The sequence below is a fragment of the Streptomyces sp. CAI-85 genome, assembly GCF_013363615.1.
GTDB classification, from domain to species: domain Bacteria; phylum Actinomycetota; class Actinomycetes; order Streptomycetales; family Streptomycetaceae; genus Streptomyces; species Streptomyces antibioticus_B.
Genome location: NZ_JAANNX010000065.1, coordinates 1 through 26,873 on the forward strand (window position 1 = coordinate 1; position 26,873 = coordinate 26,873).

The following is a 26,873-nucleotide window of genomic DNA, read 5'->3' on the forward strand; positions in this document are numbered from 1 at the left end:
GTTTCGGTGGTCATAGCGTGAGGGAAACGCCCGGTTACATTCCGAACCCGGAAGCTAAGCCTCACAGCGCCGATGGTACTGCAGGGGGGACCCTGTGGGAGAGTAGGACACCGCCGAACAATCTTTGGAAGGACCCCTGGTCCCAGCGTTCACGCTGGGACCAGGGGTCCTTTTTGTTTTTCCGGAGCGCGCGGGCTTCCCGACTGCGCGAGAATGACTTGCGGTACCGAAGACAGGAGTCACCATGTCCACCAACTCTCCCGACGATCGACCGGAGCGCGACCAGCGGCGACGGGACAGTGGGGACCGGGGCGATCGCGGCGGTTACCGCGGCGACCGAGACCGCGGTGAGCGTGGTGACCGTGGTGGCTTCCGCCGCGACGACAACCGTGGTGGCGGCGGCGGGTACGGCCGGCGCGACGACCGGCGTGACGACAACCGCGGTGGCGGTGGCGGCGGATACGGCCGTCGTGACGACCGTGGTGGTTTCCGGCGTGATGACCGCCGTGACGATCGTCGTGATGACCGTGGTGACCGTCCGGCCTTCCGTCGCGATGACAACCGTGGTGGTGGCGGTGGTTACCCGCGCCGTGACGACCGTCGCGATGACCGCCGTGACGACCGTGGCGGCCGTCCGGCCTTCCAGCGGGACGACCGCGACCGTGACCGCGGCCCCCGTCGCGACGACCGCGGCCAGGGCTTCCGTCGCGACGACCGGCGCGACGACCGTGGCGAGCGTCCGCCCTTCCGTCGTGACGACAACCGCGGTGGATACGGCGGCGAACGGGACCGCGACCGTGGCGGCTACGGTCGGCGCGACGACCGCAGGGATGACCGTCGTGACGACCGTGGTGGTTTCCGGCGTGATGACCGCCGTGACGATCGTCGTGATGACCGTGGCGACCGTCCGGCCTTCCGCCGTGACGACAACCGCGGTGGTGGCGGTGGCTACCCGCGCCGCGACGACCGACGTGACGACCGTGGCGGTCGTCCGGCCTTCCAGCGCGACGACCGCGACCGTGACCGCGGCCCCCGCCGCGACGACCGCGGCCAGGGCTTCCGTCGCGACGACCGACGGGATGACCGTCGCGACGACCGGCGTGGTGACGACCGTGGTGGTTTCCGTCGTGACGACCGGCGCGACGATCGCCGGGACGACCGTGGCGAGCGTCCCCCCTTCCGCCGTGACGACAACCGTGGCGGTGGCGGTGGCTACCAGCGCCGCGACGACCGCGGCGGGCGCCCCGGCGGCTTCCGGCGGGACGACCGTGGCGGCAGGCCCGGTGGGTTCCGTGGACGGGACGACCGTAGGGACGACCGGCGTGACGACCGGCGCGGTGACGACCGTCGTGGCGGCGGGCGTTTCCGTGACGAGCGGGACCGGGACCGTGAGCCGATCAAGCGGCTGCCGATCCCGGAGGACGTCACCGGCGAGGAGATCGACAAGGACGTACGGCAGGAGCTCCAGAGCCTGCCGAAGACGCTCGCGGACGACGTCGCCCGCAACCTGGTGATGGTCGCGCGGCTGATCGACGAGGACCCCGAGGGTGCCTACGCGTACTCCAAGATCGCGCTGCGGCTGGCGTCGAGGGTCGCCGCGGTGCGGGAGGCGGCCGGGTTCGCGGCGTACGCCAACCAGAAGTACAGCGAGGCGCTCGCCGAGTTCCGGGCCGCGCGGCGGATGACCGGGTCGGTGGAGCTGTGGCCGGTGATGGCCGACTGCGAGCGTGGGCTCGGGCGGCCCGAGAAGGCGCTGGACATGGCCGGTGCCCCCGAGGTGAACAAGCTCGACAAGGCCGGCCAGGTGGAGATGCGTCTCGTCGCCGCCGGTGCCCGGCGTGACATGGACCAGCTCGACGCGGCCATCGTCACCCTCCAGAGCCCCGAGCTGGCGTCCAGCTCCGTGCAGCCGTGGACCGCGCGGCTGCGGTACGCGTACGCCGACGCGCTGCTGGCCGCCGGGCGTGAGGGCGAGGCCCGTGAGTGGTTCGCCAAGGCGGTCGAGGCGGACCGGGACGGCAGCACGGACGCCTCCGACCGGCTCGCCGAGCTGGACGGTGTGGAGTTCGTCGACGCGCTGACCGAGGACGAGTCCACGGCCACCGGCGCGGAGGCGGAGAAGCAGGACGAGCAGGACGCCGACGAGGTGGACGACCGCGACGAGGACTGACCTCCGTCAGCGGTGACAGGGAAGGGGCGGGAGCCCGGCCGTGGCCGGGCTCCCGCCCCTTTCGCGTTCCGTGTTCACAGGTCCAGCGCGCGCAGCACCAGCCCCGACGCCGGCTTCGGGCCGAACGACGTCGACTTGCGGGGCATCGTGACGCCCTGTCGGGCCAGGTCGCGGACGACCTCCTCGCGCACCGGGTGCAGCAGCACCGCCGTACCGCCGTCGCGTCGGGCCTTGCGGACCGTGGCGGCGGTGTCGTGGATGTAGGCGATGCGGGCGGGGTCGTCCTCGGGGATGCGCCAGACGTGGTCGAGGAGCGCGGCGTGCAGGACCGTGGCGTCCAGGGTGCGCCATGCCTCGGGGCGGTCCTGGGGGACCGTGCGGGCCAGCAGCTCCGGGTCGGGGCGGTCCAGGAGGTGGAAGGCGTCGTCGCCCGCCAGCAGGAAGGCGTTGCCGGCGCAGGCCGCGTCCGCGAGGGCGTCGAGGGCCTCGGGGAGCGGGACGTCCAGGCGCCGGACGCGGAACAGGCCGTCCACGGCCGCCAGGGCCTCCGCGACCGGCAGGCCGTGCAGCAGACGGTGGATGGCGCGGACGCGCAGCGGATAGCGGGCCGTGTCGACCAGCAGGACCAGGCCGTGGTCCCAGGGGCTGGGGGAGGGGTGCTCGGCGCGCAGCCTGAGGTAGGTGGCCCAGCGGTGGTGGCCGTCGGCGATGAGGGCCTGGTGGCGCGCGAGGTCGTTCTGGATGTCGGCCAGGTGGGAGGGGTCGGTGAGGGACCACAGGCGGTGGCTGTAGCCGTCCTCGGTGGTGGTGGAGAGCAGCGGGGGGCGTTCGGCGGTGCGGTCCACGATCTCCGCCGCCGTGCCGTCGCCGCGGTAGGTGAGCAGCAGCGGTTCGAGGTTGGCGTGGGTTGCGCGCATCAGGGCCGCGCGGTCGGCGACGACGTGCGGCATGACGTCCTCGTGGGGCAGGACGACGCCCTCGGCCGGGTCGGAGACGCGCAGGGTGCCGATGACACCGCGCTGGATCATGCCGTCCGCGTGCCGCTGTTCGTAGATGTACAGGGCGGGTTCGGGGTCGGCGGTCAGGACGCCCTCGGCGAGCCAGTGGCGCAGGGTGTCGGCGGCCTGGTCGTTGCGCGCGGTGGGGGTGACGGCCTGGGGGAGGATCAGGCGGACGATGTTGTGCGGGTCCGCGTCCTGGAGGTGGTGCAGGCCGTCGGGGCGGACGACGACGTCGTACGGCGGGGACGTGACGGCGGCGAGGCTGCCGACCCGGTCGGGGTCGTAGCGCAGACCTCGGAACGGGGTGAGTTCCAGGCCCCGGGGCGCCGTTGCTTCCGAGTGACCTGCTGTGTTCATCCCGGCATCGTACGTGTGTCGGTGGCATGCGGGATGATCGGGTGAAACGAGTGAACGAGGAGCGATGTGCAATGAGCCGGAGCGTCAGGACGAGGCCCGAGGGCAGTGGGCAGGCCCTGAGCGAGGCGTACGACACGGCGCTGCTCGACCTGGACGGCGTGGTGTACGCGGGCGGGAACGCGATCGTGCACGCCGTGGCGTCGCTGGACGCGGCGCGGGCGGGCGGGATGCGGCTCGCGTACGTCACCAACAACGCGCTGCGGACGCCCGACGCGGTGGCCGGGCATCTGACGGAGCTGGGGATACCGACGGCGGCCGGTGATGTGATCACCTCGGCGCAGGCGGTGGCGCGGCTGATCGCCGAGCAGGTGCCGGCGGGGTCGCGGGTGCTGGTGATCGGCGGCGAGGGGCTGCGGGTCGCGCTGCGGGAGAGGGGGCTCGAGCCGGTGGAGTCGGCGGACGACGACCCGGCGGCCGTGGTCCAGGGGTTCGGCGGGCCCGATCTGACGTGGGGGCGGTTCGCGGAGGCGTCGTACGCGGTGGCGCGCGGGGTGCCGTGGTTCGCGTCGAACACCGATCTGACGATTCCGAGCGGGCGGGGGATCGCGCCGGGCAACGGTGCGGCGGTGGAGGTCGTACGGATCGCGACCGGGGCGGAGCCGCAGGTCGCGGGGAAGCCGCTGCCGCCGATGCACCGGGAGACGATCCTGCGGACGGGCGCGGAGCGGCCGTTGGTGGTCGGGGACCGGCTGGACACCGACATCGAGGGGGCGTTCAACGGCGAGGTGGACTCGCTGCTGGTGCTGACCGGGGTCACCGACGGGGCGCAGTTGCTGGCGGCGCCGCCGCAACACCGGCCGACGTTCGTGGACGCCGATCTGCGCGGGCTGCTCACCGGGCAGCCGGAGGTGGCGGCGGACGGGGCCGGGTTCCGCTGCGGCGGATGGACGGCGACGGCGGGCGCGGAGCGGCTGGAGCTGGCGGGCGAGGGCGACGCGCTGGACGGGCTGCGGGCGCTGTGCGCGGCGGCCTGGACGGCGGCGGGCCCGGAGAGCTGTGCGCTGGACGGCGGGAAGGCGCTGGCGCGGCTGGGGCTGTGAACCCGACCGGTAGGGCCCTGACCAGGCGTTTCGGGTCACTTAGGAGGGTAGGCTAACCTAACCGCGTGTTGGTCGACAGTCTTCCCGAACAGAACGCGGAATCCGCCGCCCCGGCGCCCCCCGCGTCCCCGAGACGCCGGGTGATCCGCTCCGTGGGTCTGCTCGTCGCCGTGGCGGTGCTGCTGCTGGTGGCGGTGGCGAGCATCGCCGTCGGCGCCAAGGAGCTGTCCGTGGCGCAGGTCTGGCACGGACTGTTCGCGGACTCGGGGACGTACGCGGACGTCGTCGTCGACGAGCGGATCTCGCGGACCGTGCTGGGGCTGCTCGCCGGGGCGGCGCTGGGGCTGTCCGGGTCGGTGCTCCAGGCGCTCACCCGCAATCCGCTGGCCGACCCGGGGCTGCTCGGTCTGAACGCCGGCGCCTCGGCGGCGGTGGTCACGGCCATCACGTTCTTCGGTGTGACCAGCCTGAACGGCTATGTGTGGTTCGCCTTCTTCGGCGCGGCCGCGGTCGGCGCGCTGGTCTGGTTCCTCGGCGGCAGCCGGGGCGCCACACCGGTGCGGCTCGCGCTGGCCGGTACGGCGATCAGCGCCGCGCTCTACGGCTATCTCCAGGCCGTGATGATCATGGATGACGCGGCGCTCGGCCGGATGCGGTTCTGGACGGTGGGTTCGCTGTCCTCGGCGACCGACGAGACGATCCGGCAGGTGGTGCCGTTCCTGGTCGTCGGGTCGCTGCTGGCGCTGGCCCTCGCCCGGCCGCTGAACGCGGTGGCGATGGGCGACGACACGGCCAGGGCGCTGGGCGCGAACCTGAACCGGACCCGGGCGCTGTCGATGCTCGCCGCGACCGTGCTGTGCGGGGCGGCGACCGCGGCCTGCGGGCCGATCGTGTTCGTGGGGCTGATGGTCCCGCACGTGGTCCGCTCCTTCACCGGCCCCGACCAGCGCTGGATCATGCCGTACGCGGCGATCCTGTCGCCGGTGCTGCTGCTGGGCTCCGATGTGCTCGGCCGGGTCGTGGCCCGTCCGGCGGAGGTCCAGGTCGGCATCGTCACCGCGGTGATCGGCGGGCCGGTCTTCATCTTTCTCGTACGACGGCGGAGGACGGCCCAGTTGTGAGGACCGTGGAGAAGACCGGGAAGCCGGTCACCGGGACGGCGACGGGCACGCGCGCGTTGCGTACCCCGGGCGGGCTGTCGGTGCGGCTGGACGTACGGGCCCTGGTGGTCGTCGTACTGCTGCTGGCCGCCGCGTTCGCCGCGAGCGTGGTGCTGATCGGCACCGGCGACTTCCCGATCTCGTTCGGGGATGTCGTCAGGACGCTGTTCGGCGAGGGGAACGCCGGGCAGCAGCTCGTCGTCAAGGAGCTGCGGCTGCCCCGGGTGCTGGTCGGGCTGCTGGTCGGGGCCTCGCTGGGGCTCGGCGGGGCGCTGTTCCAGGCCGTGACCCGCAATCCGCTCGGCAGCCCCGATGTGCTCGGCCTCGGCCAGGGGGCGACGGCCGGTGCGCTCGTGATGATCGTGCTGTTCTCCGGCACCACCACCCAGGTCACGGTCGGCGCGCTGGTCGGCGGGCTGGTGACAGGGGCCGCGATCTATCTGCTGGCGTGGAAGCGGGGCGTGCACGGCTACCGGCTGGTGCTCGTCGGCATCGGTGTGTCGGCCGTCGCCACGGCGGTCAACGGCTATCTGATCACCAAGGCCGACTTCGTGGACGCGGCGCGGGCCGTCGTCTGGATGACCGGGACGCTGGACGGCCGGGACTGGAAGCAGGTCTGGCCGCTGCTCGTCCTGGTCGGGGTGCTCGTCCCGCTCGTCCTCTCCCACGCGCGCGGGCTGCGGATGACGGAGATGGGCGACGACGTCGCCGGCGCGCTCGGGGTGCGGGTGGAGCGGGTGCGGCTGGTGCTGATGGTGTCGGCCGTGCTGCTCACCGCCGCCGCCACCGCTGCCGCGGGCCCCGTGAGCTTCGTGGCGCTCACCGCGCCGCAGCTCGCCCGCCGCCTCACCCGCTCGCCCGGCCCCAACCTCGTCGCGTCGCTCTGCATGGGCGCCGCCCTGCTGGTCACCGCCGACTGGGCCTCGCAGCGGCTGTTCGGTGACGGACAGCTTCCGGTGGGCGTCGTCACCGGCGTGCTCGGCGGGGTCTACCTGCTGTGGCTCCTGGTCACCGAGCGCAGGGCGGGCCGGATATGAGCACGGTCGGGCCGGACGTGAGCAGGGGTGGGCCGGACATGAACAAGAACAACCCAGGGAGCACCGTGAACCGCCTGTCCGCCGAGAACGTCACCCTCGCCTACGACCAGCGGGTGATCGCCGAACAGCTTTCGGTGGAGATACCGGACAACTCCTTCACCGTGATCGTCGGCCCCAACGCGTGCGGCAAGTCCACGCTGCTGCGCGCCCTGTCGCGGATGCTGAAGCCCTCCCGGGGCCGGGTGCTGCTGGACGGGCAGGTCATCCAGTCGATGCCGGCGAAGAAGGTCGCGCGCACGCTCGGCCTGCTGCCGCAGTCGTCCGTCGCGCCGGACGGCATCACCGTCGCCGACCTGGTGGGCCGTGGCCGCTATCCGCACCAGGGCATCCTGCGCCAGTGGTCGGCCGAGGACGAGCGGGTCGTCCAGGAGTCCATGGCGCGCACCGGCGTCGCCGAACTCGGCGAGCGGTACGTGGACGAGCTGTCCGGCGGTCAGCGGCAGCGCGTGTGGATCGCGATGGCGCTCGCCCAGCAGACCCCGCTGCTGCTGCTCGACGAGCCGACCACCTACCTCGACATCCAGCACCAGATCGACGTCCTCGACCTGTGCGCCGAACTCCACGAGGAGCACGGCCGTACGCTCGTCGCCGTCCTGCACGACCTCAACCACGCGGCCCGGTACGCCACCCATCTGATCGCGCTGAAGGGCGGCGAGGTCATCGCGCAGGGCGCGCCGAACGACATCGTCACCGCCGAGCTGGTCGAGCAGGTGTTCGGGCTGCGCTGTCAGGTCATCGAGGACCCGGAGACGGGAACGCCGCTGGTCGTGCCGGCCGCCCGCAAGGCGCGGGCCGCCCGGGTGGCCGCTACAGAAGCTTCCTGAGCTGGAACAGATCGCGCAGACCCGCCTCCAGCCGCACCCGGCCCGAGCCCCACGCCTTGGCGAAGTGCAGTTCGCCGTCGACCAGGGCGACCAGGTCGTCCCCGGTCATCGCCAGCCTGATCTGGGCCTTCTCCGGGGGAGGGCCCTGGAGGGTGTCGTGGACCACGATCCGGCCGCCCGTCATCCGGCCGACGAAGGTCACGTCCAGGTCGGTGATCCGGCAGCTCACCGAGCGGTCCAGGGACGCGGCCGCCCGGACGTCGCCCTCGGCGGAGCCCATGGAGTCGGAGAGCTTCTCGAGCGCCGCCCGGCACTCCTCGATCGTCGCCATCGCGACCGACGGTACCCCAGCGGTTCGGGGTAGCGTCTGGGCATGAGCGACACAGTGCCGGAGAGCGTCCCCGAGCCGGTGGACGGGCCCGCGGCCGCAGCGGAGAACACGCGGGTGGAACCGGAGTACGACCCCGCCGCGCCCGCCCCGCTGGCCGTCCCCCGCATCCTCACCGGCCACGCCGAGGTCGACGCCCAGCTCGGCCGGCTGGCCGACGCCGACCACCTCGCCACCGACGGGCACGTCGAGGTGTACGAGGATGTACACCGGGGGCTGCGCGACGCGCTCACCGCGCTCGACGCCCGCCCGGGACCTCCGGCGCCCCCGGCACCGTACGGACAACACAGGAGCTGAACCGAACGTGGCAGGAGTCGCACGCCGCCGTCTGGACGCGGAGCTGGTCCGCCGCAAGCTCGCGCGCTCGCGGGAGCACGCCGGGCAGCTCATCGCGGCCGGGCGGGTCACCGTCGGCAAGACCGTCGCGACCAAGCCGGCCACCCAGGTGGAGACGGCCGCCGCGATCGTCGTCGCCGTCGACGCCGGTGATCCCGACTACGTCTCCCGGGGCGGGCACAAACTCGCCGGGGCGCTCGAGGCGTTCGTGCCGCAGGGGCTGCTCGTGAAGGGGCGGCGCGCGCTGGACGCCGGCGCCTCCACCGGGGGCTTCACCGACGTGCTGCTGCGGGCGGGCGCCGCGCACGTCGTCGCCGTGGACGTCGGATACGGACAACTCGCCTGGTCTCTTCAGAGCGATGAACGCGTCACCGTCAAGGACCGTACGAACGTACGCGAGTTGACGCTTGAAGCGATCGATGGGAAGCCTGTGGATCTTGTCGTGGGGGACTTGTCCTTCATCCCGCTCGGGCTGGTGCTGCCGGCCCTGGCACGCTGTACCGGGCCGGACGCGGATCTGGTCATGATGGTCAAGCCGCAGTTCGAGGTGGGGAAGGAACGGCTCGGCAGTGGGGGCGTCGTACGCAGCCCCCAGCTCCGGGCCGAGGCGGTGCGCGGCGTCGCCGGCAAGGCGTGGGACCTGGGGCTCGGGGTGAAGGGCGTCACCGCCAGCCCGCTGCCCGGGCCCTCGGGCAATGTCGAGTACTTTCTGTGGCTCCGGGCCGGGGCGCCTGCCCTGGACCCGGCCGATGTCGACCGCGCAGTGGCGGAGGGGCCCCGTTGACACCGAACCGAACCCGAACCGTTTTCCTGCTCGCCCACACGGGCCGGCCCGCCGCGATCCGCAGCGCGGAGCTGGTGGTGAAGGGGCTGCTGCGCGAGGGCATCGGGGTGCGCGTCCTGGAGTACGAGGCCGCCGACCTGCATGTGCCGGACGAGGTGGAGCTGGTCTCCGAGGCCACCCCGCAGTGCCTGGAGGGGTGCGAGCTGCTCATCGTCCTCGGCGGTGACGGCACGCTGCTGCGCGGCGCGGAGTTCGCTCGCGCGTCCGGGGTGCCGATGCTCGGGGTCAACCTGGGCAGTGTCGGCTTCCTCGCCGAGGCGGAGCGCGACGACCTCGACAAGGTCGTCGACCGGGTCGTCTCCAAGGCGTACGAGGTCGAGGAGCGGATGACCGTCGACGTCGTCGTGCACCGCAACGGCGACATCGTGCACACCGACTGGGCGCTGAACGAGGCGGCCGTGCAGAAGGCGGGCGCCGAGAAGCTGCTGGAAGTCGTGCTGGAGATCGACGGCCGGCCGGTCACCGGGTTCGGCTGCGACGGGATCGTCCTGTCCACGCCCACCGGGTCCACGGCCTACGCGTTCTCCGCCGGCGGACCGGTGGTGTGGCCGGAGGTCGAGGCGCTGCTGATGGTGCCGATCAGCGCGCACGCGCTGTTCGCCAAGCCGCTGGTGACCTCGCCGAACTCGGTGCTGGCCGTGGAGCTGCTGCCGCACATCCCGCCGGGTGTGCTGTGGTGCGACGGGCGGCGGACCTTCGAGCTGCCGCCCGGCGCCCGCGTGGAGGTGCGGCGCGGCGCGGTGCCGGTGCGGCTGGCGCGCCTGCACCACGCGTCCTTCACGGACCGGCTGGTCGCGAAGTTCGCACTGCCGGTCGCGGGGTGGCGCGGGGCCCGGAACTAGGGCACGCGGGACGGTCCTCCACTCGCTCGGGTGACAGGGTGCCTCGCACTTCTCCGGTCGGACCTCGTAAGGTCTTCTCCGTGTTGGAGGAGATGCGGATACGGTCGCTCGGAGTCATCGACGACGCTGTCGTCGAACTGTCGCCCGGCTTCACCGCCGTCACCGGTGAGACGGGTGCGGGCAAGACCATGGTGGTCACCAGCCTCGGGCTGCTGCTGGGCGGGCGGGCCGATGCCGCGCTCGTGCGGATCGGCGCCGAGCGTGCGGTCGTGGAGGGGCGGATCTCCGTGCCCGCCGGCGCCCCGGTGACGGTCCGGGCCGAGGAGGCCGGGGCCGAGCTGGACGACGGGGCGCTGCTCATCAGCCGTACCGTTTCCGCCGAGGGGCGCTCCCGGGCGCACGTCGGCGGGCGGAGCGTGCCGGTGGGCGTGCTGGCCGAGCTGGCGGACGAACTGGTCGCCGTGCACGGCCAGACCGACCAGCAGGGGCTGCTGAAGCTGTCCCGGCAGCGGCAGGCGCTGGACCGGTACGCCGGGGACGCGGTCTCCGTGCCGCTGGCCAAGTACACCGAGGCGTACCGGCGGCTGCGGGCCGTGGCCGTCGAGCTGGACGAGATCGTCACCCGCGCGCGGGAGCGGGCCCAGGAGGCCGATCTGCTGCGCTTCGGGCTCGACGAGATCTCCGGTGTCGAGCCGCGCGCGGGCGAGGACACGGAGCTGGCGGAGGAGGCGGAGCGGCTCGGGCACGCCGAGGCGCTGTCGTCGGCCGCCACGGCCGCCCACGCCGCGCTCGCGGGCAACCCCGAGGACCCGGAGGGCATCGACGCGGCGACGCTCGTCGCGGGCGCCCAGCGGGCCCTGGAGGCCGTCCGCTCGCACGATCCGGCGCTGGCCGCGCTCACCGACCGGATCGGCGAGATCGGGATCCTGCTGGGTGACGTGGCCGGGGAGCTGGCCGGGTACGCCGACGACCTCGACGCCGATCCGCTGCGGCTGGCGGCCGTCGAGGAGCGGCGGGCCGCGCTGACCGGGCTCACCCGCAAGTACGGCCAGGACGTGAACGCCGTCCTCGCCTGGGCCGAGCAGAGCGCCGCGCGCCTGACCGAGCTGGACGGCGACGACGAGCGGATCGACGAGCTGACGGCCGAACGGGACGGGCTGCGCGCCGAACTGGGCGGGCTCGCGCAGGCGCTGACGGACGCCCGCACGGAGGCCGCCGAGCGGTTCGCCGCCGCGGTGACGGCCGAGCTGGCGTCGCTGGCGATGCCGCACGCGCGCGTGTCGTTCGCCCTGCGGCAGACCGAGGACCCGGAGGGCGTCGAGGTCGGCGGCCGTACGGTCGCCTACGGCCCGTCGGGTGTCGACGAGGTCGAGCTGCTGCTCGCCCCGCATCCGGGCGCTCCGCCCCGGCCGATCGCCAAGGGCGCGTCCGGCGGTGAGCTGTCGCGCGTGATGCTCGCCGTGGAGGTGGTGTTCGCGGGCACCGACCCCGTGCCGACGTATCTCTTCGACGAGGTCGACGCCGGGGTCGGCGGCAAGGCGGCGGTGGAGATCGGGCGGCGGCTCGCGAAGCTCGCCAAGAGCGCGCAGGTCGTGGTCGTCACCCATCTGCCGCAGGTCGCCGCGTTCGCCGACCGGCAGTTGCTGGTGGAGAAGACGAACGACGGGACGGTCACCCGGTCCGGAGTGAAGGTCCTGGAGGGCGAGGAGCGGATCCGGGAGCTGTCCCGGATGCTGGCCGGCCAGGAGGACTCCGAGACGGCCCGGGCGCACGCGGAGGAACTGCTCGCGACGGCACGCGCGGACGGGTAGCGGAGCCGGGGTCGGACCCGGCATCGGACCCGGCATCGGATCCGGGATCGGGTTCGGGGTCGGGTCCGGCTTCGCAGTCGGACGGTAATCGAACGGAACCCCGACTTTTCTCACTCGTGTGGGTGACGTGTGCCGCCGTGTCGCCGGACGCCGCGGCGCTCGGCGGCACGGAACACCCGTGCGTGCTGGCATCCTTGGGCGTAGTTCGTGGAGGAATCCGAGCGGTTCACCCCTGCGTCCCGTCCTTCTGTACTTTCTTCGTGACCGCACTTTCCTCGTGACCGTCCGACGCCGAACCAGGAGCCCCGGCCCACGTGAGCAGCCACTCACCGCACGGCCAGTCGTCGCTGCGCACCGTCCAGGTGCTGGGCGGCGGCAACGCCGCCAGTAGCGCGCATGTGCGCTCCCTGGCCGCCGGGCTCGTCGCACGGGGCGTGCGCGTGACGGTGTGCGCCCCCGTGGACGCCGATCACACCTACGACTTCACGGGCGCCGGCGCCGAACACGTGCCCGTGCCCCGCAGCAGCGACCCCGGCTCCGTGGCGGCGCTGCGGGCCGCCTGCACGCACGCCGACCTGGTCCACGCGCACGGACTGCACGCCTCCTTCCGGGCCGTCCTCGCGCTCGGCGGCCGCACCACCCCGCTCGTCGTCACCTGGCACAACCGGGCGCACGCCGACGGCGCCCGGGCGCATCTGCTGCGGCTTCTCGAACGCCGGGTGGCGAGGGCGGCGGCCGTGGTGCTCGGCACGACGTCGGAGCTGGTGGACCGGGCCCGCCGTACGGGCGCCCGGGACGCGCGCCTCGCGGCCGTGGCGCTGCCCCGGCCCCGGGCCGTCGAGGGCCCCGAGGACGGCGAGCCGCCGCACCCCAAGGTGCGTGCCGAACTCGGCGCCGTCGAGCGCCCGTTGCTGATGGCGGTCGGCTCCCTGGACCGCCGTCGCGGCTACGGCCTGCTGCTGGACGCCGCCCGCGTCTGGCGGGACCTCGATCCCGTGCCGCTGGTCGTCGTCGCGGGGGAGGGGCCGCTGCGCCCGGAGCTCCAGAGCCGGATCGAGGAGGAGGAACTGCCCGTCCGGCTGATCGGGCGGCGCGACGACGTCGGCACCCTGCTGGCCGCCGCCGACCTGGCGCTGCTGCCCGGCCGCGCCGAGTCCCGGTCGGTCCTGGCACAGGAGGCCCTGTACGCGCGCGTGCCGCTGGTCGCCGTCGCGAAGGGCGGCATCCGCGAACTCGTCGGCGACGCGGCCGCGTTGGTGCCGGCCGACGATCCGCACGCCTTCGCCGAGACCGTCGCCGGTCTGCTCGGCGATCCCGAACGGTGCGCGGAGCTGCGGGACCTGGGCAGCCGTCAGGCCGCGACCTGGCCGACCGAGGACGAGACCGTGGCCCAGGTCCTCAGCGTCTACGACGAGTTGACGCAGCCCCGGCCCATGATCTGAGCCCGCTCACTGCTGCGCGTGCCGGCGTGCGCGCAGGGCCAGGCTCAACGCCAGGACCGTCTGCGGGTCGTCCAGGTCGGTGCCGAGCAACTCCCCGATGCGGGCGAGGCGGTTGTAGAGCGTCTGCCGGTTGAGATGCAGCTCGCGCGCGGTCTCCGCCTTGCGGCCCGCATGCGCCAAGTACGTCTCCAGGGTGGGCAGGAGGGGCGGTTTGGAGCGCCGGTCGTGGTCGCGGACCGGACCGATCGCACGGTCCACGAACGCCGCGAGGTCGGGGTGGTCGCGCAGCCGCCACAGCAGCAGGTCGATGTCCAGGCGCCGGGCGTCGTACCAGGGCCGGTCGGTGAGCCCCTGGGCCGCGGTCGCCGTCTCCGCCGCGTGCCGCAGGCCCGCCGAGGCCGCCGCCCAGCCGCCCGCGACCCCGACCACCACCACGGGCGGCGGGGCGCCCGGACGCTGCATCCCGGCCCGCTCCACCCCGGCCCGCAGCGCCGCCGCGACCCGGTCGGCCACCGCCGAGCGCTCCGACTCCGTGCGCAGCCCCAGCAGCAGCGGCACCCGGCCCTCCACCGGCCGCACCCCGAGCAGCACCGGCACGCCCACCGACGCCAGTTCCTCGGCGACCGCCCGCGCCAGCACCGCCCAGCCACCGCCGGGGGAGAGCGTGTCGCCGATCCGCATCACGACCGGCAGCAGCGGTCCCGAGCCCGGCTTGAAGCCGAGGACCCGCGCCTGCGCCGGCGCGTCCTCCGGAGTGATCCGGCCCTCGGCGAGGTCGGTGAGGAAGTCGCCCCGGCCGCGTGCCGCCAGCTCCTCCTCCTGGCGGGCCTGCATCAGCACCACGGCCAGGATCCCGGCCGCCCGCTCGGCGGCGATCCGGTGCACCGGTGCGAGCGGGGCGCGTACGGGCAGCAGCACGAGCCGGGCGCGTACCGAACCCGCCCCCGGGCCGCCGCCGGGCACGTCCACCAGCACCGAACCGGCGGGCGGCGGCGCGTCCTTGTGCGGGCCGCGCATCCCCTCCCACACCTGGAGCGGATCCGCCCCCTCCGGACCCTCCCCGGCCGCGTAGAGCAGTTGGCCGTCCGTCGTCTCCAGGAACACCGGGTTGCCGCTGAAGTCCGCCAGGATGCCCAGCACCTGGGGGATGCCCCCGCCGCCGAGCAGCGCCTCCGTACAGCGCCGGTGCACCTCCTCGGCCCGCTGGAGCAGCGCGTAGTGGCCGTTGACGATCTCGGTGTGGATCTCCTCGGTGACCGCCACGAACGGCACCTCGCGGTGCAACTGGACCAGGGGCAGCCCGGTCGCCCGCGCCGTCTCCACCAGCGCCGCCGGCAGCCGGGTGAAGCGCGGGCCCAGCTCGATCACCAGGGCGGCGATGCCCCGCTCGGCCAGGGTGCGCACGAACGCCCGCTGCTCGGCCGGGCGGGTGCCGAGGCCGTAGCCCGTGGTCAGGAGGAGTTCGCCGCCCTTGAGCAGCGAGGCGATGTTCGGGACCTCGCCCGCGTGCACCCAGCGCACGGTCCGGCCCAGCCGCTCGCCGCCCGCCAGGATCTCGGGGAGCCCGCTGCGCAGCCCGGGCAGCTCCAGCGCGCGCCGCACGGTGATGCCCGCGCCCTGGCTGTCGAATCGGTGGTCCGTACGGCTGTCCATGCAGCGGACGCTACCCGCGCGCGGGTTCCGGCAGCATCTCCGGGGGCGGGGCGAACCCGGAGGTCACGGCGCCGGCCGTTCAGGCGGGCCGGATGTTGTGGTTGAAGCGGAAGACGTTGTCGGGGTCGTAGGCCCGCTTCACCCGCGCCAGCCGCCCGGCGTTCTCGGCGCCCACCCCGGCCACCACCCGGTCGGCGCCCTCGTCGCCGATGAAGTTGAGGTAGACCGCGCCCGTGCTCCATGGCCGCGCGTCGGCCCGGACGTCCCGCACCCAGCGGATGCAGCGCTCGTCGTCGGCCGGGTCCTCCCAGAGCCCGAAGGGGTGCACGCCCCACGGCGCGTCCCGGTAGGGCACCGGGAACTCGTGCGGCCCGGCGGCGATCGCCCCGCCCTGCGGGAACAGCGCGTGCAGGGTCCCCGTCGGCACGGGCAGGTCCTCGCCACGCGCGCAGAACACCTCCACGTAGTCGTCGGGCGCGCCGGTCAGATACTCCGCCGACCAGTAGTTCCGCATCCCCGGCGGATCATCGAGCATGCACTGCACGTCCGCGTACGGCAGCGCGCCGACGACCTCCCCCTCGTGCGGGAGCGCCAGCAGCGGTTCGGCCACCTTGCGCAGATCCGCCTCGGACCCGGCGTACGTCAGCAGCACCCCGCACACCAGGCTCCCCACCAGGTGCGGCGGGACGAACTCCTCGGGCGGAGCGGTCAGATACAGCACCGCGCCGCTCGCCTCGTCGGGGGCGGCCGCGATCACGTCGCGGTAGGTGCGGGCGGCCTCCCGGCCGAACTCGGGGCGGTACAGCAGCAGGGCGATGGCGAACTCCGGCAGCTCGTACAGCCGCAGGGTGAGGGAGGTGGCGACGCCGAAGTTCCCGCCGCCGCCGTGCAGGGCCCAGAACAGGTCCGTGTCGTCGTCCGCGTCCGCCCGCACCCGCCGGCCGTCCGCGGTGACCAGGTCCACGCCGAGCAGATTGTCGACGGCCAGCCCGTGGCAGCGGTCCAGCCAGCCGGTGCCGCCGCCGAGGACGAAGCCGCCCACGCCCGTGGTGGAGGCGCGCCCGCCGGTGGTGGCGAGGGCGTGCGGCTCGCAGGCGCGGTCCAGGTCGCTCATCGTGGCGCCGCCCGCGATCCGCGCCGTACGGGCCTCGGGATCGACGGTGACCGCGCGCATGTGCCGCAGGTCGATCACCACGGCGCCGTCGCCCAGCGCGCTGCCCGCCACGCTGTGCCCGCCGCCGCGCACCGCGATCTTCAGGTCCAGCTCCCGGGCGAACCGCACCGCCCGGACGACGTCGTTCTCGTCCACGCACTGCGCGATCACCGCCGGACGCCGGTCGATCATCGCGTTGAAGACGGTCCGGGCCTCGTCGTAGCCGGGGTCCCCCGGGGCGAACACATCGCCGACCAGATCCTCGCGCAGCGCGGCGAGGGCCGCGCCCGCCTTCGATGGGGAGGCCATGGGGCGCCCCCTTCCGCAACAGGGGCTGTGGGCCATTCCAGCCTAGAACGGGTCCCCCGGGCCCGCGATCAGGCGGGGTCCCCGGCCCCGTGCGAAAGTGGAGATCTCCGCCGATCGCGCCGACGGGAGGGGGAGTTCCCCAGTGAGCGAGCAGTGAGCGAGCACGGCGAGCACGGCGAGCACGGCACGGCGCCACCGGCCATGGCCTACGAGGACCTGGCCCCGATGGTCGACTACGTGAACCGCGTGGTGCAGGTCGCGGGCAAGTACACCCTCGACGAACCCTTCGAGGTCGGCTGGGGGAACATCGTCCTCGACGTCACCCCGCGGGGCCTGTGCACGCGGACGCTGCGGCGCGAGGGCGTCACCTTCCGGGTGCACCACCGGCTGCTCGACGGCGACGTGGTCATCGAGACCGACCGCGGCTCACGCACCCTGCCCCTCGCCCATGACTCGGTCGCCTCCTTCTACGGCGCGTTCTGCCGGGCCGCGGCCGAGTTCGGCATCCGTCCCCCGCGCACCTCCCGGATCTGCGAGATCCCCGGCGCCCCGGCCGGCCTGGAGGGCGATCGCACCGCGCGGAGCTGGGACGCGGGCGCGGCCCGTCTGATGTGGACCGCGCTGGACCTCGCCGCCGACGGGCTGGAGGAGTGGCAGGCGCCGTTCCTGGGGCACCGGCCGCGGGTCGGTGTGATGTGGGGCGGCTTCGACCTGTCCGCCACCCGGTGGCGTGCCGAGCGCACCGTGCCGGAGCCGGACCGGCCGCCGTTCCAGCAGAACGCCCAGCTCCACGCCTATGTGTCGGTCGGGTTCTCCTTCGGGGACGCCAAGGCGCCGCACACCGGCATGTACGCCTACATCTGGCCCCAGCCGGACGGGCTCGCGGACCGGTCCTGGGGTGTGGAGGGCGCCGCGTGGCATCCCGACGCGGGGCTGGTCCTGCTGCCGTGGTCCGCGCTCAGGGAGACGCCGGACCCGCGGCGGGCGATCGTGGCGTTCGGCGACGCGGTCTACGACGCGGCGGTCGAGACGGCCGGCTGGCCGTCCGACCTCGTCGGTCCGCGCGTCGACGGCTGGTACATGAGCACGACCCCGACGGATGTCGTACAGCACCGCGAACGGGAGCACGCGGATCAGCGGCGCCGCGAACGGCGCGGCTGATCCCGGCCCCGGGGCGCTCAGCCCCCGTACGCCCCCGACGCCGTCAGCCGCAGGGCCGTGTCGATCAGCGGGACATGGCTGAACGCCTGCGGGAAGTTGCCGACCTGGCGCTGGAGGCGCGGGTCCCACTCCTCGGCGAGCAGACCGAGGTCGTTGCGCAGGGAGAGCAGCTTCTCGAAGAGCTTGCGGGCCTCGTCCACCCGGCCGATCATCGCGAGGTCGTCCGCCATCCAGAACGAGCAGGCCAGGAACGCGCCCTCGTCGCCCGGGAGGCCGTCCACGCCCTCGTGGTCCCCTTGCGTCGGGTAGCGCAGGATGAAGCCGTCCGAGGTCGACAGCTCGCGCTGGATCGCCTCGATGGTGCCGATCACCCGCTTGTCGTCCGGCGGCAGGAAGCCCATCTGCGGGATGAGCAGCAGGGAGGCGTCCAGCTCCTTCGAGCCGTAGGACTGGGTGAAGGTGTTGCGCTCCTTGTCGTAGCCCTTCTCGCACACGTCCCGGTGGATGTCGTCGCGCAGCTCGCGCCAGCGCTCCAGCGGGCCGTCCGCGTCACCGGACTCGATCAGCTTGATGGTGCGGTCCACCGCGACCCAGGCCATCACCTTGGAGTGCACGAAGTGGCGGCGCGGGCCGCGCACCTCCCAGATGCCCTCGTCGGGCTCGTCCCAGTGCTGCTCCAGGTAGCGGATCAGCTTGAGCTGGAGCAGGGACGCGTAGTCGTTGCGCGCGAGGCCGGTCATATGGCCGAGGTGCAGGGCCTCGGTGACCTCGCCGTACACGTCGAGCTGGAGCTGATGGGCGGCGCCGTTGCCCACCCGGACCGGGGCGGAGTTCTCGTAGCCGGGCAGCCAGTCCAGCTCGGCCTCGCCCAGCTCCCGCTCGCCGGCGATGCCGTACATGATCTGGAGGTTCTCCGGATCGCCGGCGACCGCGCGCAGCAGCCACTCGCGCCAGGCGCGGGCCTCCTCGCGGTAGCCGGTGCGCAGCAGCGAGGAGAGGGTGATCGCCGCGTCCCGCAGCCAGGTGTAGCGGTAGTCCCAGTTGCGGACGCCGCCGATGTCCTCGGGCAGTGAGGTGGTGGGCGCGGCGACGATGCCGCCGGTGGGGGCGTAGGTGAGGGCCTTGAGGGTGATCAGGGAGCGGATCACGGCCTCCCGGTAGGGCCCGTGGTACGTACAGTGCTCGACCCACTCGCGCCAGAACTCCTCCGTCGCCTCCAGCGACTGCTCGGGCTCGGGCAGGGCCGGCGGCTCCTTGTGCGAGGGCTGCCAGGACACGGTGAACGCGATCCGGTCGCCGGGGGCGACGGTGAAGTCCGCGTACGTCGTCAGGGACTTCCCGTAGGTCTCGCAGTCGGTGTCGAACCACACCGAGTCGGGGCCGGCGACGGCGACCGTGCGGCCGTCGTGCTTGTGCACCCACGGGACCACCCGGCCGTAGGAGAACCGCATCCGCAGGGTGGAGCGCATCGGGACGCGGCCCGTGACGCCCTCGACGATGCGGATGAGCTGCGGCGCGCCGTCCCGCGGGGGCATGAAGTCGGTGACCCGGACCGTGCCGCGCGGGGTGTCCCACTCGGACTCCAGGATCAGCGAGTCGCCCCGGTAGGTGCGCCGGGCCGCGCGGGGCGGCGGGGCGTCGGAGGCGTGCGCCGGGCCCAGCCGCCAGAATCCGTGCTCCTCGGTGCCGAGCAGACCGGCGAAGATCGCGTGCGAGTCGAAGCGGGGCAGGCACAGCCAGTCCACTGTCCCGTCACGGCAGACCAGGGCAGCGGTCTGCATGTCTCCGATGAGTGCGTAGTCTTCGATGCGCCCGGCCACGTGCAACTCCAGTCGAACGGCCACGTCACCCCCATGCGAAAAAAGGGGGCTGTCGCTAGTGCGGTCAAGGGGGTCGTTGTAATGCGTCGTTGAGCGGTGAAGCAAAGCAGCCGCTCAGCCGTATGGGCAAAACGCCAATTCTTGCTCAACGAACTGACGAGCTCTCGTTGTTCCGGTGGATACGGACGGGGGTGGTGCCGTGTTCGGCCGGCGGGCTCGGCAGCGAGTGTCCGAGCAGGATACGACGCACGTAGATGATCTGCGTGCCGCTCCGGGCAACGCGGGTGGGCCGAACGGGTGAGCAGCGGATGCGTGCCTGGTGAGCGGTGGTGTGCGGGTCCCGGAAGTGGTCCCGCCCGTGTCCGTCCGACCGGTTTCGCCCCGGCTCTTCCCCCGCCTTCCGGGCCGTCCCGTACGCGTGCCGTGTCGGCGTGTGCGCGCAGCGTGCGCGGAAGCCATCTCTCCGAGGCGCTGATACCCTGGTAGCCCGTGGACCGGTGGGCTCGAAAACCCCCGAACCGCAGCGACGGCACCCCCGGAGAACTCCGGCCGCACAGTGCCGTACCGCACCCCCAGACCGCGACCACGGGAGCCCCCTCTTGGCCATGCCGCCGGCTGCTTTTCGAAACAGCACCACGACGACCAAGCACATCTTCGTCACCGGGGGTGTCGCCTCCTCCCTCGGCAAGGGGCTCACCGCCTCCAGCCTCGGCATGCTGCTCAAGGCGCGGGGCCTGCGGGTCGTGATGCAGAAGCTCGACCCCTATCTGAACGTCGACCCGGGCACGATGAACCCCTTCCAGCACGGTGAGGTGTTCGTCACCAACGACGGCGCCGAGACCGACCTGGACATCGGCCACTACGAGCGCTTCCTCGACCGCGACCTCGACGGCTCGGCGAACGTCACCACCGGCCAGGTCTACTCGACGGTGATCGCCAAGGAGCGGCGCGGCGAGTACCTGGGCGACACCGTGCAGGTCATCCCGCACATCACCAACGAGATCAAGCACCGCATCCGCCGGATGGCGACGGACGAGGTGGACGTCGTGATCACGGAGGTCGGCGGCACGGTCGGCGACATCGAGTCGCTGCCGTTCCTGGAGACCGTCCGCCAGGTCCGTCACGAGGTCGGCCGGGACAACGTCTTCGTCGTGCACATCTCTTTGCTCCCGTACATCGGTCCGTCCGGCGAGCTGAAGACCAAGCCGACCCAGCACTCGGTGGCCGCGCTGCGCAACATCGGCATCCAGCCGGACGCGATCGTGCTGCGCTGCGACCGTGAGGTGCCGACCGCGATCAAGCGCAAGATCTCGCTGATGTGCGACGTCGACGAGGCCGCCGTGGTGGCCTGCCCCGACGCCCGCTCGATCTACGACATCCCCAAGACGGTGCACGGCGAGGGTCTGGACGCGTACGTCGTCCGCAAGCTGGACCTGCCGTTCCGCGACGTGGACTGGACGACCTGGGACGACCTGCTCGACCGCGTCCACAAGCCGGACCACGAGATCACGCTCGCCCTGGTCGGCAAGTACATCGACCTGCCCGACGCGTATCTGTCGGTCACCGAGGCGCTGCGTGCCGGCGGGTTCGCCAACCGGGCCCGCGTGAAGATCAAGTGGGTCACCTCCGACGACTGCAAGACCCCGGCCGGGGCCAAGGCGCAGCTCGCGGACGTGGACGGCATCTGCATCCCGGGCGGCTTCGGCGACCGCGGTGTGCTCGGCAAGGTCGGCGCGATCCGCTACGCCCGCGAGAACAAGATCCCGCTGCTCGGTCTCTGCCTGGGCCTCCAGTGCATCGTGATCGAGGCGGCCCGCAACCTCGCCGACATCACGGATGCGAACTCCACGGAGTTCGACGCGGCCACCTCCCACCCCGTCATCTCGACCATGGCCGAGCAGCTCGACATCGTCGCCGGCGAGGGGGACATGGGCGGCACGATGCGGCTGGGCATGTACCCGGCGAAGCTGGCCGAGGGCTCCATCGTGCGCGAGGTGTACGACGGCAAGGAGTACGTCGAGGAGCGCCACCGGCACCGCTACGAGGTGAACAACGCCTACCGCGCGGAGCTGGAGAAGAAGGCGGGCATCCTGTTCTCCGGCACCTCCCCGGACGGCAAGCTCGTCGAGTACGTCGAGTACCCGCGTGACGTCCACCCCTACCTGGTCGCCACGCAGGCGCACCCGGAGCTGCGGTCGCGCCCGACCCGTCCGCACCCGCTGTTCGCCGGCCTCGTGAAGGCGGCCGTCGAGCGGAAGAATTCCAAGTAACACGTCAGTTGTTACGGTGACCGGGGTGCTTCCCCTCAAAGGAGAGCACCCCGGTTTTCGTTCGGTTCGGGTACGGGCACGTGAGAGGGCGGCAAGGGCATGGCGATCAAGGACACCCCCGAGGAGTGGGAGATCCGGTCGACGGAGACCCCCTTCGTGGGCAACAAGACCTCGGTCCGCACGGACGAGGTGGTCATGCCCGGGGGCGCGGTGGTCCGCCGCGACTACCAGGTCCACCCCGGCTCGGTGGCCGTCCTCGCCCTGGACGACGAGGACCGGGTCCTGCTCATCAAGCAGTACCGCCACCCGGTCCGGCACAAGCTGTGGGAGATCCCGGCCGGGCTGCTCGACGTGCCCGGTGAGAACCCGCTGCACGCGGCGCAGCGCGAGCTGTACGAGGAGGCGCACGTCAAGGCCGAGGACTGGCGGGTCCTGACCGACGTGTACACGACCGCCGGGGGCTGTGACGAGGCGGTGCGGATCTTCCTCGCGCGGGGTCTGTCCGAGGCCGAGGGGCAGCGCTTCGAGGTCGAGGACGAGGAGGCCGACATGGAGCACGCGCGCGTGCCGGCCGAGGACCTCGTCCGGGCGGTCCTGGCGGGCGATGTGCACAACAACTGCCTGGTCGTCGGCGTCCTCTCGCTGGCCGCGGCCCGCGCTGCCGACGCCCTCGACGCCCTCCGCCCGGCCGAGGCGCCGTGGCCGGCCCGGCCGTTCGAGGCATAGGCGGCACACCACCGCTTCTGATGTGACGATCGGTTGATCCGATCGGGGGAAGTGGGGGTCGTGGCCGTCCGTACGCGCCGGGAACGTCGCAGAGCGTGAACTAGGCTCTGGAACGGCCCGGTCCGGAGTCCCGGCGGGCTCAGCACGTGCGTGGGACGGGAGCGTGGCCCGTGGCGGATCAGGCAGTGGACACAGGCGGCGTGAAGCTGTCGGGACACGCTGCACCCGAGGTCCATTTCCTGGGCCGCACACGGGAGTTGAAGGAACTGCGCGCCGACATCGAGCGCGCGGGCCTCGACACCATCGCCGGCCGCAAGGCCCCCCGCGCGCGGGTGCTCCTGATCGCCGGGCGGCCCGGCTCCGGTCGGACCGCCCTCGCCGAGGAACTCGTCCGGCAGGTCGCGGACCGTTACCGCGACGGCGTCCTGCGCGCCCGTCTCTCCGAGCCCGACGGCACCCCCCTCCCCGTCGAGCGCGCCGCCCGCGACCTGCTCGACGGACTCGACGTACCGGTCCCGGCCGGCGCCGACGCCGACGACCTCTCGGCCCTGCTGCGCGAGACCCTCGCCGACCGGCGCGTCCTGCTCCTGCTGGACGACGCGGCCGGGGCCGAACAGGTCGACGCCCTGCTCCCGGACACCCCCGAATGCCTGCTGGTCGCCGTCTCCGCGGGCCCCCTCACCGGCATCTCCGACGTCCGGCCCTGCACCCTGGGCGGCCTGGACACCAAGTCCGCCCTGGAGCTGCTCACCCGCTACACCGGCTCGGTCCGCATCACCGTCGACCCCCGCTCCGCCGAGGGGCTCGTCGAGGCGTGCCAGGGGCAGCCCGCCGCGCTGATCCTGGCCGGCGGCTGGCTCGCCGCCCGCCCCCAGACCGCCGTCGCCGACCTCGCCAAGCAACTGCACGCCGAGGGCGACGAGGGCACCCCGCTCAGCCGGATCCTGCGGCTCGTGCACGCCTCGCTGCCCGCACCGGCCGCCCGGATACTGCGACTGCTCTCCCTCGCCCCGGCCGGCCTCGTCGACCCCCACACGGCCTCCGCGCTCGCCGGCTGCTCGGTGGGCGCCGCCCGCACCACCCTGGACGACCTCACCGCCCTCGGCCTGCTGCGGCTCGTCCCCTCCCCGCTGCCCGAGTACGAGGTCCCCGGCTGTCTGCACCCCCTGCTGCGGGCCGCCGCCGAGGCCCAGGAACGCCCGGCCGAACTCCAACTGGCCCGCGCCCGCATGCTGGAGCGCACGGTACGGCTGCTCCAGTCCTGCCGGGCCATCACCGAGACCGACAACCCGCAGGCCCGTGAGAAGCTCCAGGGCACCCCCCGCGCCCTGCGCTTCCCCGGCCCCCGGGCCGCCGCCGACTGGCTGCGGCTGCGCCGCCCCGCCCTGCTCGCCGCCGCCCGCGCCGCCGTGGCCGACGGCGAGCTGGACACCCTGGCCCGCCGGCTGATGTCCCAGCTCGTCCGGGCGATGGTCGCGCACTTCGGCACCCAGGCCGCCGCCCCCGACCTCTACGGCGTCCACCAGCTCGTCCTCGACGTCGCCGAACGCCGCGACCTGCCCCGGGAACGCGCCGCCGCCCTGCTGAACCTGGCCGACGTCGACGCCAGGACCGGCCGTACGGCCGAGGCCCTGGTCCGCTACCGGGCGGCGCTGGACGCCGGACGCGAGGCGAACGACCCGTACGCCACCGGCCGCGCGATGGAATCCGTAGGCGGCGCCCACCTGGAGCTGGGCGACTACGAACGGGCCGCCGACTGGTTCGGCCGGGCCCTCGCCCAGCGGCTGGCCCGCGACGAGCGCACGGACGCCGCGCGCCTGTACGGCCGGATCGGCACCGCGCACACCTACGCCGGCCGGTACGGCGAGGCCCAGCGCAACTGGCGGGCCGCCGCCGCGGGCCACCGCAAGAACGGCGAGCCGGCCGCCCACGCGCGGGCGCTGAGCGAGCTGGCCCGGGTCCAGGAGTACGCCGGGCGGCCCGAGGAGTCGCTGCGCACCTGCCAGGAGGCGATGGAGTGGGCGCGGCGCGCCGACGACGAGCGGCTCCAGGCGGCGGTCCAGCTCCGGCTGGCCGACACCCTGGAACACCTGGGCGACCCGGCGGCCGCCCGACTGCACCGCGGCGCGGCGGAGCGCATCCTGGGAGAGGAGCCCCCCGCGCCGGAGCGCGACACCGCACACGAGCCGGAGCGCGCCGACGGTCCGGCTCCGGCCGGGGCCGCGGAACCGCCCCGGAAGCGGTCCGGCAAGGGCGTTCCTGAGCCAGAACAGCCGGAACATGACGCTAACGCCTGCGAAATCCGCAGTACATCCGCTGAAGATTGAAGCATTGAAAGGCTAGACAGCGGGAACACCTTCATTAGACTGGCTCTGCCGCACCTTCTCCTGCGGTGTATCCCGGTGTGCCCGCTGCCTCCGGGTTCGTCCTGCTATGCCCCACACCCTCTGAGCCAAGGACCGTGATCCACGTGAAGGTCGGCATCCCCCGCGAGGTCAAGAACAACGAGTTCCGGGTGGCCATCACCCCCGCCGGCGTGCACGAGCTGGTGCGCCACGGCCACCAGGTCTTCGTCGAACGCAACGCCGGAGTCGGCTCGTCCATCCCGGACGAGGAGTACGTGGCCGCCGGCGCCCGGATCCTGGAGACCGCCGACGAGGTGTGGGCCACCGCCGACCTGCTGCTCAAGGTCAAGGAGCCCATCGCGGAGGAGTACCACCGGCTCCGCAAGGACCAGACGCTCTTCACCTACCTGCACCTGGCCGCGTCCAAGGAGTGCACGGACGCCCTGCTGGAGTCCGGCACCACCGCGATCGCCTACGAGACCGTCGAGCTGCCGAGCCGCGCGCTCCCGCTGCTCGCCCCCATGTCCGAGGTCGCGGGCCGGCTCGCCCCGCAGGTCGGCGCCTACCACCTGATGCGCGCCAACGGCGGCCGCGGTGTGCTGCCCGGCGGTGTCCCGGGCGTGGCGGCCGGCCGTGCCGTCGTCATCGGCGGCGGTGTCTCCGGCTGGAACGCGGCGCAGATCGCCATCGGCATGGGCTTCCACGTGACCCTGCTCGACAAGGACATCAACAAGCTCAAGGAAGCCGACAAGATCTTCGGCACCAGGATCCAGACCGTCGTCTCCAACGCCTTCGAGCTGGAGAAGGCGTGTCTGGAGGCCGACCTCGTCATCGGTGCCGTCCTGATCCCGGGCGCCAAGGCCCCGAAGCTGGTCACCAACGAGCTGGTCTCCCGGATGAAGGCCGGAAGTGTCCTTGTCGACATCGCGATCGACCAGGGCGGCTGCTTCGAGGACTCCCGTCCGACCACCCATGCCGAGCCGACCTTCCCGGTCCACGACTCGGTCTTCTACTGCGTCGCCAACATGCCCGGCGCGGTGCCCAACACCTCGACGTACGCGCTGACCAACGCCACGCTGCCGTACATCGTCGAACTCGCCAACCGCGGCTGGGTGGAGGCGCTGCGCCGGGACGCCGCGCTGGCCAAGGGTCTCAACACCCATGACGGCAAGGTCGTTTACCGCGAGGTCGCCGAGGCGCACGGCCTGGAGCACGTCGCGCTCGACACGCTCCTCGACTGAGGTCACCCGACGGAGCCCCGCCGCTAAGTCACCTTTTCGTAAAGGCGATACGTCAACTCGGCGTGTCAATCACGCACGACCGGCCGGACCTTGCCCACAAGGTCCGGCCGGATGTGTGTATGGTCACTTTGCGGCACTCGGTCAACTCGCCTCGAACGTAACCCTTCGACCGATTCGCACACCGGTGAAACCTGTCGTGCGACGGCCGTACGCCCTTGACAGCGGGATGTTTCATTGCCGACACATCGGGCCGGGTCCGGCGGATTGTGTTGCTGCGGACGCCCGACACGCCATAGAGTCGCCAACCGTCGGCATGGTGCCACGCTGACCTTGTCTAGAAGTTTCCTGGTCACCAAGGAGGTAAGACGACTTGTGAATGAGTCGACATTTGCTCCCGGGGGTGGTCAACCAGGAATGCCTACGCGGGGCCCGGGTTCCGCGGGGCTCGAGGCTGTCGGCTCCGTCGCTGTCCGAACCTTCGCAGCCCACCAGAGCCAGACCAGCCCCCACATGGCTCTGTCAGCACACCAGAGCATGGACGGTCATCACGTGAACGCCATGGCCGGCGACGGAAGTGGCGCGCCCCACAACCACTTCGCCGACTACGACGAACTGCCCGACGGGCACTTCTACGACCCCGACGCCGAGTACGAGCCCGACCCGGAGTACGCGGCCACCCTCGCGCCCGACGCCGCACGGCAGCGCCGTGAACGCGTCGGTCCGACCGGGCGTCCGCTGCCGTACTTCCCGATCCCGGGACCGCTGACGGACCACGGCCCCGCGAAGATCATCGCGATGTGCAACCAGAAGGGCGGCGTCGGCA

General features: G+C 72.9%; 22 protein-coding genes and 1 rRNA gene. 18 read left to right on the plus strand and 5 right to left on the minus strand.

What is annotated here, in order from left to right; all coding sequences use genetic code 11:
• Positions 1–2 precede the first annotated feature (2 nt).
• The 3 genes from rrf (at position 3) to G6W55_RS38395 (ending at position 2,170) form a co-directional block, all read left to right on the plus strand.
• Positions 3–119 (plus strand): 5S ribosomal RNA (rrf, locus tag G6W55_RS32465).
• Positions 120–347: 228 nt separating this feature from the next.
• Complete coding sequence (locus G6W55_RS38390; protein ID WP_217687671.1) at positions 348–1,514, plus strand: hypothetical protein; 1,167 nt, start codon at positions 348–350, stop codon at positions 1,512–1,514.
• On the plus strand, positions 1,406–2,170 hold the full coding sequence (locus G6W55_RS38395; RefSeq protein WP_217687664.1) for a hypothetical protein: 765 nt from the start codon (positions 1,406–1,408) through the stop codon (positions 2,168–2,170). The genes G6W55_RS38390 and G6W55_RS38395 overlap by 109 nt, the downstream gene beginning before the upstream one ends.
• Before the next feature lie 74 nt (positions 2,171–2,244).
• Here G6W55_RS38395 and G6W55_RS32475 read toward each other — a convergent pair whose 3' ends face one another.
• On the minus strand, positions 2,245–3,528 hold the full coding sequence (locus tag G6W55_RS32475) for a DUF1015 domain-containing protein (protein ID WP_175524295.1): 1,284 nt from the start codon (positions 3,526–3,528) through the stop codon (positions 2,245–2,247).
• 71 nt (positions 3,529–3,599) lie between these two features.
• On the opposite strand from G6W55_RS32475, the gene G6W55_RS32480 reads away from it, so the two are divergent.
• The 4 genes from G6W55_RS32480 to G6W55_RS32495 all read left to right on the plus strand — a co-directional run bounded on the left by G6W55_RS32480 (position 3,600) and on the right by G6W55_RS32495 (position 7,709).
• Positions 3,600–4,628 (plus strand): HAD hydrolase-like protein, encoded by a 1,029-nt coding sequence (locus tag G6W55_RS32480; RefSeq protein ID WP_175524296.1) that lies wholly within the window; start codon positions 3,600–3,602, stop codon positions 4,626–4,628.
• Positions 4,629–4,693: 65 nt separating this feature from the next.
• On the plus strand, positions 4,694–5,749 hold the full coding sequence (locus G6W55_RS32485) for an iron ABC transporter permease (protein WP_175524297.1): 1,056 nt from the start codon (positions 4,694–4,696) through the stop codon (positions 5,747–5,749).
• A gap of 5 nt (positions 5,750–5,754) precedes the next feature.
• Positions 5,755–6,825, plus strand: a complete 1,071-nt coding sequence (locus tag G6W55_RS32490) for an iron chelate uptake ABC transporter family permease subunit (protein WP_175524307.1) — start codon at positions 5,755–5,757, stop codon at positions 6,823–6,825.
• 38 nt (positions 6,826–6,863) lie between these two features.
• A complete protein-coding gene (locus tag G6W55_RS32495) occupies positions 6,864–7,709 on the plus strand; it encodes an ABC transporter ATP-binding protein (protein ID WP_175524298.1) in 846 nt (281 codons plus the stop codon).
• Here G6W55_RS32495 and G6W55_RS32500 read toward each other — a convergent pair.
• Positions 7,693–8,040 (minus strand): sterol-binding protein, encoded by a 348-nt coding sequence (locus G6W55_RS32500; RefSeq protein WP_175524299.1) that lies wholly within the window; start codon positions 8,038–8,040, stop codon positions 7,693–7,695. The two genes, G6W55_RS32495 and G6W55_RS32500, sit on opposite strands and share 17 nt — an antisense overlap.
• Before the next feature lie 42 nt (positions 8,041–8,082).
• Here G6W55_RS32500 and G6W55_RS32505 point away from each other — a divergent pair, with 42 nt between their 5' ends.
• From G6W55_RS32505 to G6W55_RS32525, 5 genes are all read left to right on the plus strand, one after another.
• On the plus strand, positions 8,083–8,394 hold the full coding sequence (locus G6W55_RS32505) for a hypothetical protein (RefSeq protein WP_175524300.1): 312 nt from the start codon (positions 8,083–8,085) through the stop codon (positions 8,392–8,394).
• A 7-nt stretch (positions 8,395–8,401) separates the two neighbouring features.
• Positions 8,402–9,217: a TlyA family RNA methyltransferase gene (locus tag G6W55_RS32510; RefSeq protein ID WP_175524301.1), complete on the plus strand. Its 816-nt coding sequence runs from the start codon at positions 8,402–8,404 to the stop codon at positions 9,215–9,217.
• Positions 9,214–10,119: an NAD kinase gene (locus G6W55_RS32515; protein WP_175524302.1), complete on the plus strand. Its 906-nt coding sequence runs from the start codon at positions 9,214–9,216 to the stop codon at positions 10,117–10,119. The genes G6W55_RS32510 and G6W55_RS32515 overlap by 4 nt, the downstream gene beginning before the upstream one ends.
• A gap of 92 nt (positions 10,120–10,211) precedes the next feature.
• Positions 10,212–11,930: a DNA repair protein RecN gene (recN, locus tag G6W55_RS32520; protein WP_175524308.1), complete on the plus strand. Its 1,719-nt coding sequence runs from the start codon at positions 10,212–10,214 to the stop codon at positions 11,928–11,930.
• A 314-nt stretch (positions 11,931–12,244) separates the two neighbouring features.
• Positions 12,245–13,372, plus strand: a complete 1,128-nt coding sequence (locus tag G6W55_RS32525) for a glycosyltransferase family 4 protein (protein WP_175524303.1) — start codon at positions 12,245–12,247, stop codon at positions 13,370–13,372.
• 6 nt (positions 13,373–13,378) lie between these two features.
• On the opposite strand, the gene G6W55_RS32530 is transcribed toward G6W55_RS32525, so the two are convergent.
• Both G6W55_RS32530 and G6W55_RS32535 read right to left on the minus strand, forming a co-directional pair.
• Positions 13,379–15,025 (minus strand): PucR family transcriptional regulator, encoded by a 1,647-nt coding sequence (locus G6W55_RS32530; protein ID WP_078633017.1) that lies wholly within the window; start codon positions 15,023–15,025, stop codon positions 13,379–13,381.
• A gap of 79 nt (positions 15,026–15,104) precedes the next feature.
• The gene (locus G6W55_RS32535; RefSeq protein ID WP_078633016.1) at positions 15,105–16,487 is read right to left on the minus strand and encodes an FAD-binding oxidoreductase; all 1,383 of its coding nucleotides are present in this window, start codon (positions 16,485–16,487) and stop codon (positions 15,105–15,107) included.
• Between the two features lie 153 nt (positions 16,488–16,640).
• Between G6W55_RS32535 and G6W55_RS32540 the strand changes: the two genes are divergently transcribed.
• A complete protein-coding gene (locus G6W55_RS32540) occupies positions 16,641–17,648 on the plus strand; it encodes a DUF5996 family protein (protein WP_309243858.1) in 1,008 nt (335 codons plus the stop codon).
• A gap of 17 nt (positions 17,649–17,665) precedes the next feature.
• Here the strand turns inward: G6W55_RS32540 and G6W55_RS32545 are convergent, their stop codons facing one another.
• Entirely contained in the window at positions 17,666–19,468 is a 1,803-nt protein-coding gene (locus G6W55_RS32545; protein WP_030796435.1) for a glycoside hydrolase family 15 protein, read from the minus strand.
• Between the two features lie 605 nt (positions 19,469–20,073).
• On the opposite strand from G6W55_RS32545, the gene G6W55_RS32550 reads away from it, so the two are divergent.
• The 5 genes from G6W55_RS32550 to G6W55_RS32570 form a co-directional block, all read left to right on the plus strand.
• Positions 20,074–21,738, plus strand: a complete 1,665-nt coding sequence (locus G6W55_RS32550; RefSeq protein ID WP_175524310.1) for a CTP synthase — start codon at positions 20,074–20,076, stop codon at positions 21,736–21,738.
• A gap of 99 nt (positions 21,739–21,837) precedes the next feature.
• Positions 21,838–22,464, plus strand: coding sequence for an NUDIX hydrolase (locus G6W55_RS32555; RefSeq protein ID WP_175524304.1), 627 nt, complete (start codon positions 21,838–21,840; stop codon positions 22,462–22,464).
• 170 nt (positions 22,465–22,634) lie between these two features.
• Entirely contained in the window at positions 22,635–24,791 is a 2,157-nt protein-coding gene (locus tag G6W55_RS32560) for a tetratricopeptide repeat protein (RefSeq protein ID WP_175524305.1), read from the plus strand.
• A 134-nt stretch (positions 24,792–24,925) separates the two neighbouring features.
• Positions 24,926–26,050 carry an alanine dehydrogenase gene (gene ald / locus G6W55_RS32565; protein WP_175524306.1) on the plus strand — a complete coding sequence of 375 codons (1,125 nt, stop codon included), beginning with the start codon at positions 24,926–24,928 and terminating at the stop codon, positions 26,048–26,050.
• 414 nt (positions 26,051–26,464) lie between these two features.
• Positions 26,465–26,873 (plus strand): ParA family protein (locus G6W55_RS32570; protein WP_375372495.1); only part of this gene is annotated, 409 nt, incomplete at its 3' end.

Coding starts and splice junctions, on each gene's coding strand:
- G6W55_RS32475 (WP_175524295.1), bottom strand. CDS start 3,528: ATGAACACAGCAGGTCACTCGGAAGCAACGGCGCCCCGGGGCCTGGAA.
- G6W55_RS32535 (WP_078633016.1), bottom strand. CDS start 16,487: ATGGCCTCCCCATCGAAGGCGGGCGCGGCCCTCGCCGCGCTGCGCGAG.
- G6W55_RS32550 (WP_175524310.1), top strand. CDS start 20,074: ATGCCGCCGGCTGCTTTTCGAAACAGCACCACGACGACCAAGCACATC.
- G6W55_RS32505 (WP_175524300.1), top strand. CDS start 8,083: ATGAGCGACACAGTGCCGGAGAGCGTCCCCGAGCCGGTGGACGGGCCC.
- G6W55_RS32495 (WP_175524298.1), top strand. CDS start 6,864: ATGAACAAGAACAACCCAGGGAGCACCGTGAACCGCCTGTCCGCCGAG.
- G6W55_RS32480 (WP_175524296.1), top strand. CDS start 3,600: ATGAGCCGGAGCGTCAGGACGAGGCCCGAGGGCAGTGGGCAGGCCCTG.
- G6W55_RS32555 (WP_175524304.1), top strand. CDS start 21,838: ATGGCGATCAAGGACACCCCCGAGGAGTGGGAGATCCGGTCGACGGAG.
- G6W55_RS32530 (WP_078633017.1), bottom strand. CDS start 15,025: ATGGACAGCCGTACGGACCACCGATTCGACAGCCAGGGCGCGGGCATC.
- recN (WP_175524308.1), top strand. CDS start 10,212: ATGCGGATACGGTCGCTCGGAGTCATCGACGACGCTGTCGTCGAACTG.
- G6W55_RS32500 (WP_175524299.1), bottom strand. CDS start 8,040: ATGGCGACGATCGAGGAGTGCCGGGCGGCGCTCGAGAAGCTCTCCGAC.